Source organism: Paenibacillus sp. UNC217MF (assembly GCF_000686865.1).
GTDB lineage: Bacteria > Bacillota > Bacilli > Paenibacillales > Paenibacillaceae > Paenibacillus_B > Paenibacillus_B suaedae.
In genome coordinates, this window is the sequence record NZ_KK366027.1 from 1,119,182 (window position 1) to 1,132,077 (window position 12,896).

11 protein-coding genes are annotated in these 12,896 nt (G+C 43.0%); 2 read left to right on the forward strand and 9 right to left on the reverse strand.

All coding sequences use genetic code 11. From position 1 onward, the window contains the following. Nucleotides 1–92 precede the first annotated feature (92 nt). From BP95_RS0121100 to BP95_RS0121130, 7 genes are all read right to left on the reverse strand, one after another. Entirely contained in the window at nt 93–1,772 is a 1,680-nt protein-coding gene (locus BP95_RS0121100; protein WP_028533156.1) for an extracellular solute-binding protein, read from the reverse strand. 86 nt (nt 1,773–1,858) lie between these two features. Further along, nucleotides 1,859–2,755 carry a carbohydrate ABC transporter permease gene (locus tag BP95_RS0121105; protein ID WP_028533157.1) on the reverse strand — a complete coding sequence of 299 codons (897 nt, stop codon included), beginning with the start codon at nt 2,753–2,755 and terminating at the stop codon, nt 1,859–1,861. A 31-nt stretch (nt 2,756–2,786) separates the two neighbouring features. Further along, nucleotides 2,787–3,761, reverse strand: a complete 975-nt coding sequence (locus BP95_RS0121110; RefSeq protein ID WP_028533158.1) for an ABC transporter permease — start codon at nt 3,759–3,761, stop codon at nt 2,787–2,789. Between the two features lie 213 nt (nt 3,762–3,974). Next, a complete protein-coding gene (locus BP95_RS0121115; RefSeq protein WP_051614152.1) occupies nt 3,975–5,810 on the reverse strand; it encodes an ABC transporter ATP-binding protein in 1,836 nt (611 codons plus the stop codon). Between the two features lie 289 nt (nt 5,811–6,099). Continuing rightward, the gene (locus BP95_RS0121120) at nt 6,100–6,663 is read right to left on the reverse strand and encodes a hypothetical protein (RefSeq protein ID WP_028533160.1); all 564 of its coding nucleotides are present in this window, start codon (nt 6,661–6,663) and stop codon (nt 6,100–6,102) included. 10 nt (nt 6,664–6,673) lie between these two features. Beyond that, on the reverse strand, nt 6,674–7,165 hold the full coding sequence (locus BP95_RS0121125; RefSeq protein WP_028533161.1) for a MauE/DoxX family redox-associated membrane protein: 492 nt from the start codon (nt 7,163–7,165) through the stop codon (nt 6,674–6,676). A 289-nt stretch (nt 7,166–7,454) separates the two neighbouring features. Then, complete coding sequence (locus BP95_RS0121130) at nt 7,455–8,696, reverse strand: metallophosphoesterase (protein WP_028533162.1); 1,242 nt, start codon at nt 8,694–8,696, stop codon at nt 7,455–7,457. 244 nt (nt 8,697–8,940) lie between these two features. Here BP95_RS0121130 and BP95_RS0121135 point away from each other — a divergent pair, with 244 nt between their 5' ends. Together BP95_RS0121135 and BP95_RS32700 are read left to right on the forward strand one after the other, a co-directional pair. Beyond that, nucleotides 8,941–9,756 (forward strand): DeoR/GlpR family DNA-binding transcription regulator, encoded by an 816-nt coding sequence (locus tag BP95_RS0121135; RefSeq protein WP_021253081.1) that lies wholly within the window; start codon nt 8,941–8,943, stop codon nt 9,754–9,756. A 99-nt stretch (nt 9,757–9,855) separates the two neighbouring features. Then, nucleotides 9,856–10,038, forward strand: a complete 183-nt coding sequence (locus BP95_RS32700) for an HPP family protein (RefSeq protein ID WP_268623256.1) — start codon at nt 9,856–9,858, stop codon at nt 10,036–10,038. A gap of 68 nt (nt 10,039–10,106) precedes the next feature. On the opposite strand, the gene BP95_RS0121140 is transcribed toward BP95_RS32700, so the two are convergent. Beyond that, the gene (locus BP95_RS0121140) at nt 10,107–12,014 is read right to left on the reverse strand and encodes an ABC transporter permease (RefSeq protein WP_028533163.1); all 1,908 of its coding nucleotides are present in this window, start codon (nt 12,012–12,014) and stop codon (nt 10,107–10,109) included. Beyond that, nucleotides 11,989–12,753, reverse strand: a complete 765-nt coding sequence (locus tag BP95_RS0121145; protein ID WP_021253084.1) for an ABC transporter ATP-binding protein — start codon at nt 12,751–12,753, stop codon at nt 11,989–11,991. Before BP95_RS0121145 ends, BP95_RS0121140 begins: the two co-directional genes overlap by 26 nt. Nucleotides 12,754–12,896: the final 143 nt, after the last annotated feature.

A 12,896-nucleotide genomic window follows, 5' to 3' on the forward strand; every position in this document is an offset into this window, starting at 1 on the left:
CTATCATTTGAACAGTCAGATGATTTCAAAATAAAAGATTTGATCAAAAGAACGAAGACCCGCTGGCAGACAGCGAGCCTTCGTTCCGAAGATTATTTACCCATTGCTTTCTTATTCTCCGTCCAAACTTTTGTAACATGGTCAAGGAACTTCTGATAACCGACCTTCATGGAATCATCATGTGCTTTATCCAGAATTTGCAGTGCTTCTTCATCGGATTTCGCGTACATGGATTTTGCTCTAGCTGTCAACCAAATATCTCTAACACTTTGTCTAGCAATCCCCTCTTCACTATCTGGAGTCGGCTCCCAGCCGAGGAACTCCGTGAAGTCACCTTGCGAAGCCCATGTTACTTCCATTTGCCAGCGGTTGCTGAAATCAATCTTATCTGCTGGTACAGTAGACAACATTTGCTTTTTCGTATTATCCATGAACATTGTATTGCCCACCCATACCAAGTCGCCAGCTTTACCATTTATTTCAGAAAGCGTTTTCGGATCATTCATGTATTTATCTTTATTAAATTTCGGTGTCAGACCATCAGCTTCAAATCCATCCCAATAACCATCCGCTCCTGGAGGTCCCCAGTTCAGTACCATACTGCCTTCAGGTCCTGTCATCCAGTCAAGCATCGCGAATATGGCCTCTGGATTTTTCGCGTTTGTCGTAATGGCAGCTACGTTCCATCCAAGTTGGTTATATGTTCCTGGATAGATTTTGCTAGCATCCAGACCTTGTTTTACAATCGGTTTAATAAACATATAGCCGTCTTCCGGATCCTTCTTCTTCAATTCCTCATCTGCTACAGCTAGCATCTTCATCGGATCGAAAGTTGCAATAACAGCAAACTTGCCGTTCATCGCTTTTTCTCTTACTTGATCTTCTGTCTGCGTATTCGCATCTTGTGTCATCAACTTCTCACGCATCAGCTTCGCTGTATATACAACGGATTCACGGAAGCCTGGATCCTTATAGATGGAGACCATTTTATCACCATCTGGTACAGCGAAGAAACGAGTAAGGGACAAGTTGTTTTCTTTAAAGGAAGAGAAGATTTGGTCAATACCGTGACCGTCTTTCGCCAATCCCGTTTCAAATGGAGTGACGTCAGGGTACTTCTTATGAACAGCTTGCAAGTATGCATACAAGTCGTCAGTCGTCTCCAATTTTGGAGAGCCGAGCTCTTTATAGATTTTTTTGTTGATTGCATAGCCCGCGTTTCCGTTTGGCTGCTGTGTATAATAGTTCGGTACCTGATAGATCTTGCCGTCAGGCGAACGGAGCAATGCTTTGTGATTTTCAGTCAAATACTTCTTGAAATTCGGGTACTTGTCAATATACTCATCCAATGGTACGAGCATACCAGCCTCACGAAGACGTTCTATATCGGCCCCTCTGTCAGTCCAGATAATATCAGGAAGCTCATTGCCCGCAATCATCGTTTGCAGCTTCTGTGCATTGTTTCCACCTGAACTGATTCCATTGACCGTAATTTTCAAGTTGTCCTGTATCCACTTAGAAGCAGGGTCCTTACCCCATTTCGGCAGCTGGTACCAACCATAGTTGCCATAGAACGATACTTCAAGTGGTTCCTTGCCCAATTCGTACAGGTCACTCTTCGGAGTTTCACTTGATTCTTTGCCCGTGTCGCCTTGCTTCACAGGTTCATTCTCAGGTGGAGCACTTGTCTTCCCACTGCCGCATCCTACTAACAGAGTGAATACCATAAAAACAGACAACACACTCAGCAGAAGATTTTTTTTGTTCTTCACGGCTTTTTCCCCTTTCAATTTTGTAATCTATGTTTAAAGCAAGGTTGCTCTAAACGCATCCAAATGTCCAGCAGATTAAACAATCGCTACTCTTTCAACGAGCCAATCAATACACCTTTTACAAAGAAACGCTGCAAGAACGGGTACACACATACAATTGGAAGCGTTGCTACCATAATCGTCGCCATCGTCAATGCCTTAGAGGTTATTTTCTTCGCAGCATTGATGTGCACAAGCGCACTCGTATCTACATTGGACAACTGTTCAGATGCAATGTTGGAGAATAGTATCTGTCTTAGTATCGTCTGAATAGGAAGCAGATTCTCGTTCGTAATATAGATACTGGCTACGAACCATTCATTCCAGTGCGCAACCGCTGTGAACAGAGACAAGGTAGCAATAACAGGGCCAGATAACGGGAAGACAATACGGAAGAATGTACCCCAGTTACCGCAGCCGTCAATCTTCGCTGACTCTTCCAAGCCTTGCGGCAAACCTTGGAAGAAGGTTCGGAATATAATCATATTCCATACACTAATAAGTGCCGGAATAATGAACACCCAGAAAGAGTTGAACAAACCAAGTCCACGAATGAGCATATAGCTCGGAATGAGACCGCCTCCAAAATACATGGTAACGATACACATAATCATATAATACTTGCGGCCCATAAGCCCTCGCTTCGACATCCCGTATGCAAAAATGGCCGTCGCTAAGATGGATGCTACCGTTCCAATGACCGTTCGCAAGAGGGCAATCACAAACCCATTCATTAATCGCGAATCTTCGAATACAATTTTATAGTTCTCCAATGTAAACTCGCGCGGCCAGAAAGTAATGCCGCCCTTAGACGTATCCAATCCTTCATTAAAAGATATGACAAGTGAATTCCAGAATGGATAAAAGGTCGAAAAGGCCAATAAGGTTAACACTACATAGATAAAAACCGTAAAGATGCGATCTCCTATACTATCACGTATCATTATTCAGTCCTCCTAGTTATGGAATGATTCATTACCATAAGCTATTGCCCGTCTTTCTGGCAATGAAGTTCGCAAATGTAAGCAACGTGACGCTGACAACAGCCTTGAACAGGCCGATTGCCGTTGCATAGGAGTACCTGTAATTATCAATACCGACACGAACTACATATACATCAAGCGAGTCTGATACTTCTCTCAAGGCTGGATTCGAAGCGAGAATGAGAATGTCCTCGAAGCCTGCATTGAGCAGGTTGCCGATTGCAAGAATCATAAAGATGATCACAACTGGCATAATGCAAGGCAGTGTAATGAGCGTCATCTGCTTGAATCGACTCGCACCATCTATCGATGCTGCTTCATACAAATGAGGATCGATCCCTGCAATCGCTGCCAAATATACAATAGAGGCAAACCCTATTTCCTTCCATACATTGGTTGCAACGAGAATCGACCAGAAATATTCTGCCAATGACATGAAGTTAATCGGCTCATCGATAATCCTGAGCTTCTCTAACAGCATATTTATGCTGCCATTGTCTACGGACAGTAAGGATGTAACCATGGATCCGATAACTACCCATGATAAGAAGTGAGGCAAGTACGTAACGGTTTGAATGACCCGTTTAAAGGCCATCTTGCGCACTTCATTAAGCATAAGCGCTAACACAATTGGCGCTGGAAACCCGAAGATAAATTTCATAAAACTGATAATAATCGTATTGCGCATAACAGGTACAAATTCTGGCGAATTAAAAAAATCAATAAAGTGCTTTAATCCTACCCACTCATTGCTGAACAGATTGAAGCCTGCCTTAAGCTTATAATCTTGAAAAGCAATAAGAATGCCATACATAGGGATATAAGAAAATATAAAGATTAGAGCAAGTGCGGGCAGCACCATGAGCTGTATGTCTATTTGCATAAAAAATCGTTTTAATGCGCTTTTCTTATGCTTATCCAGGTTCAGGCCCGGTTCTATCTCTGCTCCCGTGGTTGCCTTCGCCATATGAAAATCCCTCCTAGATTCAAAATAACTCTTGCTGAATAAATCTTAACTCCTTCCAGATGTTGTCTTCTTCATTGTAAAAGCAAAGCGCTTTCACGGATATATGACAAACCAACGATTATTGATACTTTGACACGTTCTTTTATAAAAAAAACAATACCTTTCATCTCAACATGACAGAGACTTCCGGTATTGTTTCTTTAATACTCCTATTTAAGCACTATATCTTCCGGCTTGCGAAGCGAACATTTCTGCATAGTTGCCCTGTTTATGAATTAACTCCTCATGACTGCCTTCTTCGATGATTTCACCATCATGAAGTACAATAATTCGATCAGCGTGCCGGCAGCTGCTCAATCGATGGGAGATCATAATGGTTGTCTTCCCCTCGCATAATTTCATAAAATGATCATATACCTCCGCTTCAGACTTAGGATCCAAAGCTGCCGTTGGCTCGTCCAATATCATGAATTGTGCCTGCTTCATAAACGCCCGACTTAATGCGATTTTCTGCCATTGTCCTCCAGACAATTCATGTCCGCCTTCGAACATAGCCCCAAGCACCGTATCCATGCCTTGCGGCAGTTTGCGCAGTATTTCCCCTGCCCCGGCATTGTCTGCCGCTTCCATAATCATTGCATCGTCATGAATATGGCCCAACTTTCCCATGGCAATGTTCTCACGTGCAGTTAGCTGGTAATTGACGTAATCTTGGAACACAGCAGACACATTCTCCCGCAGGCTTGCCGTATTTATTGCACGAATTTCTATCCCATCATATGTGATTGAGCCTTCATTCGGGAAATAGAGTCCTAATAAACATTTCACAAGCGTACTCTTGCCTGCCCCATTCTCTCCTACGATTGCAATTTTTTCTCCAGCCGCAACACGGAAAGTAATATTTTTCAATATAGGCTTGGATTGATTCGAATATGAGAAAGTAAGATCGCGCACCTCAATACAATCATGCAGCTGACTTGGAAACATAACTGTGTCCTCTTTACTTTCCTTGTCTTCTTCTGTTTCTATATGTAAATATTGCAATACTTCACTGACAAATAAGGATTCTTCATAAATCCCAGCTATATTGCGTCCCAATCCTGATATGAACCCCTCTATTTGCACCAAAGCCTGCGTCAGTGAAACATAATGGCCTATTGTCAATAACCCCTGATAACCAAACCATACTAATATACCGAAAGTACCTATGTTCAAAAATGATTGTACAGAACCAACTAATAAGGCTCTCCAACTCGCTGTTTTTTCCAATTGATATCGTTCATCTGTTGTTTTCCAAAATAACTCAGTCCATTTTCCTATTATATAATCTGTATGTTGATAGATTCTAAATTCTTTAGCTGCATGCCGGCTATGCAAAAGTTGGAGCAGATAGTGTGTTTTTCTTTGTGTTGGGGTTTGATTAATCATTTGCATGTATTTGCGCTGGCCGAAGTATAAATTGACCCACAAACTAGGAATCAGCATAAGCAGCACAACAAGTGCGAGTATCAAATGAAAGGATAGTAAGACAGACAACATTCCGATTATAGATATGGAGTTCCGCAGCGCGTTCATAAATAATACAAATATCGAAAACCCTCTAATATCCATGCCGAGAGCTGCTCGCTCAAGCTGATCAAAGTACGCGGGACGGTCAAAATAACGAAGCGGAAGCTTAGATGACTTGTGGACTAATAAGTGTTCAAAATAAAACTTTAAGTGCTGCTGCGCACGAAACCCTACAATCTTCTCACCAAATTGAATTAGTTTATCGAGAAGCAGCAGTGTACCCTGAATCCCTAACAGCAGATAGATTGTCAGTAGGGAACTGGAGTGGCTTTCGAATAGTGCGGTTATCTCATCAATGAGTTCCTTTACTAGATAAATTTGAACGACAGGGATTAACGAACTTATTATATTGCACACAACAATAATCATAGTCATTCCAGGAATGACCTTCATCATCGTGGGGATAAACTGAAATAGTACATTGATAACAAGTCTTCTTTTTTCTTTAAAATTACGTTTCCCATCACTTGAAATTTCCATCGTTTATTCTCCTGTTTATACGATCTTTTCAATGTAATGAAAAAGAGAAGAGAGGGAGTCCCTCTCTTCTCCGTCCGGCTACTAACAAGTACAATAATAAGTAGTAGTAGAAGAACCTGCGCATACATAAACGCTTTCATAAACAAATTTTTCTTGCGGATAGTGCGCACACTTCGACGAAGTGCATCCGCCTGTCGTGAAGCAACCTGAACTCATATGCATAGCCTCCTTTCAAGATAGTCATATTTATAGTCAAAGGCAGACGCCTTAACTACCTATTGCAATTACTTTAAGCAGCAACTTTCATCTGCCCCTTTTCAACTAGCAAGTTCAACTGCTCTTCAAAATTGATAATGCTCTTGGTTCGTACTTCTGCGGCGGAGGATAAGTAATAGATGAACGGGTAGTATCCTGTCTGAAGTCTGGCCATATCTGAGGGAATGATAGGGACAATGGGCATCGTTAGCTGAAATTGATCAATTATTTTCTCTACGTCAAAATCATTGCCCTGCATCATTAAGATAATTTCTATGTCTGGCCTTAATTGATAGAAGCGTTTAAGGATTGGGTATACGAGTTTGCATTGATCACAACTTACAGAGGTAAAAGCGATGAGGAATCCTGTTTTTGTCATGCTCTTCAAATCAATTGATCCTTGATTAATCGAGTCAAATTGGAGCTGAGGAAACAGTTCACCCGCAGGCACTCCATGATGCTCATGCACCAACACTGGGCCTTGATTCGTATTGGCTTGTTGAACATTTCGCTTTTTTCCAATTTGGATAATATAATAGGTTTGCAATGTGACAATAATCCATAGTGCAAAATAAGAAATGTTAAAAACCTGTTCCATTCATGTCCTCCTAACTTAGTAGGCTGCGATTATTCCATAACGTATAGACATTAATGAGCCCGATAGTGATACCAGCAATACTGATCCATTCGATAGCTGCTGTTCCGCTCATGAAATCAGGACTATGCAGCCAGATGCATAATAGAGAGGCTCCGAAGAATGGAGTGTTTCTTATCATTGTCCCCCAACCTAGCTGCTCTTCTGTCGTTTTCCCGAAGCAATTGCATGTAATCTTTTTCTTGTCCCATAGTGCTTTTCCAGCTACGAAATAGAATGAACAAAATAGGAGAAGCGAACCTACCGCTCCAGCAAAATGAGTTGTATCAAACACTAGTAAAGCTGCAACTAGCAATTCGAACACTATGACACCCCATGCCGTAAAAGAAGGAAAGTTGAGCTGTTGTACGGTTTTTTTAAAATCATGATAACTTACTAGCTTGGCAATTGAAGAGTACACAAGAATTGTACACAGAAAAATAGTCAATGCTGCTTCAAGTCCCATATGTTCCCCCTCTTCATTCAAAAAATAGTACAGCGTCATAGTAAGATGTTTGCTAGATCGCATGAGTCTAGTTCTTTAGTTGCACCACTCTAGTTATATTGAAGTATATGCCTTGCAACGAAATGTTGAAATATGACAAAACAACGATTATTGATACTTTTACATGTTTTTATCATCACGATGCATAAAAATACGAATATGATCCTGAGGTGAATGCGAAAAGTGCCCAAAGCACTGGTTTGCTTTGGGCACTTGCGTTATACAATATTCGAATACTAATTAGGATAAATTAATTTTCCACCTTCAGCTCTTCAACAGGACGAGTACGACAGCTGCCCTGCAGCACACGCTCGCTCACATTGCCGAAAGCATCTATTGCCTGTACCGCGATGGAGTATTCACAATCTGGCTTCAACTCTGGTATCTCAAGACGAAGCTGCTCCGGAACCGGATATTTATAAGATTCGGAAAATGCAGCGTAATGTACAGCCTCTTCTATTTCATTGCGATTCTCAAACGTAACGTTGTAGGCATGTACAAGCTCATTATCGGACGCCTGATCGAAGACGATAACGATAGAATCTGAAGTTGTACACTCCTCTTCTACATGCAATTGTGCGTGATCAGGGAAGCATGGCGCTTCTGTGTCACGATGAATGGTATATGTAAAGGTTGAAGTTGACGCTGGCAGCGACACAATCCAAGCGTCTCCAATCTGACGATCATATTCGAAATCAAGCCTATGAATCGCAACGCGATCCTCATATACCTCGACAAGCAAGCCTTGGCTGAACTTCTCGAACCCTAACGGCAAATTTCCTTGAAGCTTGCCATGTTCCACTTCCATATAGCTAAGCGAAGCCGTTCCAACAGAAGTAAAGTCCTCCTGATGAATACTGCGCGGATCCTGAAGCGGATAGTGGGAGTGCCCGGAGAACGTAATAACCTGCGGATATGGCCGCAATGCCTCCATAAGCGGTTCAATATTGTCCTGAATGCCCCAGTCCTCGCTGCCGTACACGGTGTCCTTCAAGTGCTGATGCAGGAAGACGAATATAGGACGCTCTGCTGAATCGGCTGCAGCCACCTGCAGTTGTTCGCGAAGCCATGCAATCTGATCCAATGAGAAGTACCCTGATGTAACCTTATCCTCTGTCGCCATGACAATGAAATGGTAACCCTTAATGACCTGATGAAAATATAAGGATGGCATCTCCGTTTTTGTAAGAAAGCGAGCCTGCGCTTCTTCAATCGGAAGTCCGTTCCAATAGTCGTGATTGCCGATCGTGATGAGCGGTGTCGCTCCTGGCAGCTTATGCTTGCGGAATACTTCCAAATTGCGATCGTATTCCTCCTCAAGTCCATTGTTTGTTAAATCCCCTACAATAACAAACGCATCCTGATGAGGCGCCCTTGCATTCAACTGCAACATCGCTCGTTCGAACTTGGCGACACTACCTTCACCCGAAGGATCAATATGTATGTCACTGATTACCGGAAAGACGAGTGTAGGCTGCATATGTGTTGACATCGATCGTTCATCTCCCTTGTCCTGTTCATTCTATTCGATCTGCAATGCATGAAGCATGGATTAATTCACCTCTAGTCTATAACCTTTTTCTAGAGATGACCAGAGTAGAATATTTACTTAATTCGTGTTGTGAAATAGTTATGCTTTCTTAACTCGTCAAAAATACCATATTTCGCTATAATAGAGGTCTACATGAAGCAAGATGCCACCATTGTCCACCTTATCGTGAGGATGTGTAAATGCCTTGTTAGCCATTGAACGCCGAAAACGCATCATGCAGCACCTGTTCCAGGACGGCAGAGTTCTCGTCGCAGAGCTTAGCAAGCAGTTTCGAGTGACGGAAGAAACAGTGCGAAGAGACTTGGATCGTATGGAGAAAGAAGGACTCCTGCTAAGAACACATGGGGGAGCATTTTTAGCAGAGACATCCGTAAGCTCTGACGTCCCTGTATGGGTGCGCGAGGACTGCTATTTGTCTGAGAAGAAGTGGATCGGAACAAAGTGCGCTAGGCTTATCCAACATGGGGATACGATTATGCTTGATTCGAGTACAACTTCACTCCATATCGCCAAAATAATAAAAGCGCGCAAGCAATTGACTGTAATCACAAATTCACTAAATGTCATCATGGAACTATCAGATGCTGAACATATTAAATTAATTTGTACCGGTGGTACTCTTCGCCGCCGATCACTGTCCTATTCTGGACATGCTGCTGCCAACGCCCTCGCCCGATATACTGCCGACAAAGCCTTCCTCTCGTGCTCCGGTATCGATCTTACACACGGCGTAACTGACGCCAATGAAGAAGAAGCTGAAATACGCAAGATTATGCTGCATCATGCGAAGCAGAGTATATTAGTCGCAGATATAACGAAGTGCGAGAAAATAGGGCTTGTCAAAATTGCTGAATTGTCCAGCTTCCATACGCTGGTTACCAATTGTCCGCTGCCATTGCAATGGAGAGAGGGACTGGCGGCACAATCCATTATTCTCGATGATCAGTGCGATCCAAATAAGCAATATGCCGCGACGGCTCGATGCAGCATGAATAGTTAAATGAAAACAAAGATTGATGATTACTCCCTAATTGTAGACCTCATCAATCCGCTTCCTGCTCGTTCTTGAACTTTTCTACCAAAATATCGCGTATCGTAATTGCCGCGGGGGATAATTCATCCCCCTGCGGGCGCCGATCCACTGCTTATTATGATGACAGGCGCCCCTTGGACTTACCTGTTGTTTCCGGTCGGAATTGGAGCCGTTGTCTTAGTACTGGCGGCGTGGACATATCATCGCACACAGGGAAATCAATATCCTAAGCATTGGTTCACCTCATAATGTTGCAAATAAATAATAAGGAGCAGATCGCAACGGCGACCTGCTCCTATCTTTTTTGGACTGCTTGATTACAGTACCTTCTTCAATTTTTTCACATAATTTGCTCGAATGAATAAGAAATAGACAACCTGAATAACGAAGAATGTACCTAATACTAGAATGATTTCTTTTAAAATAGAGATTTGCGAGAACAAATTTTGCAGTGTGTTCAATGCAACGGCACCATGAATGATAGCTACGACAATCGGTACAAAGAACAGCAGTCCGATTTGAGTGGATACAACCTTTGACAGTTCCCCTTCAGTCAGACCCAGCTTGGAGATAGCTCGATACTGCACGATATCGGAATCCAAATCCGAGAATAGTCGGAAATAAAGGAAGCTGCCTGCTGCCACGAAGAAAACAATTCCTACGAACAAGCCTGTCAGCAGAATTTGGCCCATACCCTGATTCACTTCCTGCATCGCAAGCGCTCGCGCCTGAAAACGATAGTGGGGATTGGTACTATCAGCATTCAACTGTGTATTCAGCTTCTCAGCAACTGCCTTCGTTCCCTGCCAGTCATCCATCGCAAATACATGCATATCCATATCGGTTTTCGACTTTGGAAGTGCGTTGAAATCTGAATCCGACATCACAAGCACATGATTTCCAGTGATGTATTGGCGGACATCTTTGCTCATGTCCGGTACATCTGTCAATTGAAGCTTGCTTCCACTGCTCAGAGTCAAAGTCTGCCCCTTCGACCAGTCCTTCTTCCCTCTGTTATATCCGAAGTCATCCATCTTGAATTGCATCAATACCGCACTTCCTGCATCTACACGAATCTTATCCTCCGAGATCAGGTTATAATCCGTTACGGAAATTGCATTGAATGAGTACTTATCCTTAAGCTCCGCATCTTTATTATGAATAACGAAGCTGTCATAGTTAACGTTTTCTTCCTTCAACCCTGTCTCAATGTACGCAAGATGTTTTTGCTCCTGCTTATTGTCGGCATAGGAATCATAAGACATCGGCGGCATCGATCCTGCAACGCCCTCAGTCAACATCGCTTTGAACCCAACAAGCGTTCCGATGGCTGTAAACGCAACGGTTGAAATAATCGCGACAAGGAAAAACATGCGCGCATTATCCTTCATCCGATATGCCAAATCGGACAGTGTCAACATGTTTGTATTCCGGCGATACAACTTCTTGTTCTTCTTCAATTTATGAATGATATACACACTTAGCTGTGTGAATAAGAAGTATGTACCGATCGACACAAGAATGACGACAGGCAGCAGTGCAAACATAACAAGGGTTCCGCGTACGATAAAAGCTATCGCATAACCGATCAGCAGCAGCATGGCAGCCAGAATAGCCAGCCATACCGACGCCTTCGGTTCCGGTTTTGGCTTCGTCGAAGCTTTCAATAGATCAATAAGTGAGCTTGTTCGCAAGATCGTCGCCGTAAAGAACGAGATTACTAGGAACAACAGCATAAAGGCCACAAATGTAAACCAAAGCGCCTTTGTTGGGAAGTAGAACGATAACGAATGCTCCAAATACAACATGGACGAACCGAGCATAAGCATCCCTTTAGACAAAATCAGCCCTGCTGCTATACCGGTTACAGTCGAAGCAAATCCAATGATCGTATTTTCTAGAAATACGAGACGCTTCAGCTGCATATTGGACATCCCCTGCATGATGCAGACACCGAATTCTTTCTTTCGCGTCTTCAAGAAGACGCTCATCGAATAGAGAATGAAGAAAAACGTAAAGACGTAAATGATATACTGGGCAACCTGCATCCCTGTTTGTGCGCCTTTTCCGAATCCCCCACTCTCCGCCAAATTCAATTCTGGATGGAACGCTAGCATCGAATATACGAAAAAGATCATAACAGAGAAAGCACTGCTTATAAAATAACCGGCATACAGCCGCGCGTTGCGAATAACGTTCTTAAACGCGAACTGACGAAAGTTCATCTTCCGCGCCTCCTATTGCCGACAACACATTCATAATTTCCTGGAAGAACACTTGTCGTTGATCATGCTTATGCAGCTCTTGGTACAGCGAGCCGTCCTTAATGAAGATGACACGGTCACAATAACTTGCAGCAAACGCATCGTGTGTTACCATCATCGTCGTTGTACCGTCTTCCTTATTGATTTTCTCCATCATCTCTAGAACATCCTTGGCTGACTTTGAATCCAAGTTCCCTGTCGGTTCATCCGCAAGCAGCAGCTTCGGATTATGGATCATCGCACGAGCGATTGCCGTCCGCTGGCACTGTCCCCCAGAGATTTCGTACGTGCGCTTGTCCAAAATTTGCTTGATGCCCAGCTTCTCCGCTATCGCTTGCACACGCTGCTCCTGCTCCTTAATGCTCACATTTTCCAATGTTAATGGAAATACGATGTTTTCCTTCACCGTTAAGGTTTGCAGCAGGTTGAAATCTTGGAACACGAAGCCAAGCTGACGGCGGCGGAACAGTGCCAACTTGCGTTTATTTAAGGCGTGCGCATTGCTCCCACCAATCAATACTTCTCCTGATGTGGGCTTGTCGATTGTCGATACCACGTTTAAAAATGTCGTTTTCCCGCTTCCGGACGGCCCCATAATCCCAACGAACTCACCTTCGCCAATGGTTAGGTTTAAATTCGATAATGCTTGATAAGAGACTTTACCCTCGTATACTTTGGATACATTTTTAACCTCTAGCATAGTAGAATTACACGCTCCTTGTTGTTTTCGGTACCTTCACTTTACTCCCGATTAGCAAATACAACCATTGTTATTGCTTACATTTTCCTTTCAATATTGTCATGTTCATTCCTCATAGCTGCGATTCAAAAAGAAAGAGAGCA

Coding starts and splice junctions, on each gene's coding strand:
- BP95_RS0121105 (WP_028533157.1), bottom strand. CDS start 2,755: ATGATACGTGATAGTATAGGAGATCGCATCTTTACGGTTTTTATCTAT.
- BP95_RS0121110 (WP_028533158.1), bottom strand. CDS start 3,761: ATGGCGAAGGCAACCACGGGAGCAGAGATAGAACCGGGCCTGAACCTG.
- BP95_RS0121115 (WP_051614152.1), bottom strand. CDS start 5,810: ATGGAAATTTCAAGTGATGGGAAACGTAATTTTAAAGAAAAAAGAAGA.
- BP95_RS0121120 (WP_028533160.1), bottom strand. CDS start 6,663: ATGGAACAGGTTTTTAACATTTCTTATTTTGCACTATGGATTATTGTC.
- BP95_RS0121125 (WP_028533161.1), bottom strand. CDS start 7,165: ATGGGACTTGAAGCAGCATTGACTATTTTTCTGTGTACAATTCTTGTG.
- BP95_RS0121130 (WP_028533162.1), bottom strand. CDS start 8,696: ATGTCAACACATATGCAGCCTACACTCGTCTTTCCGGTAATCAGTGAC.
- BP95_RS0121140 (WP_028533163.1), bottom strand. CDS start 12,014: ATGAACTTTCGTCAGTTCGCGTTTAAGAACGTTATTCGCAACGCGCGG.
- BP95_RS0121145 (WP_021253084.1), bottom strand. CDS start 12,753: ATGCTAGAGGTTAAAAATGTATCCAAAGTATACGAGGGTAAAGTCTCT.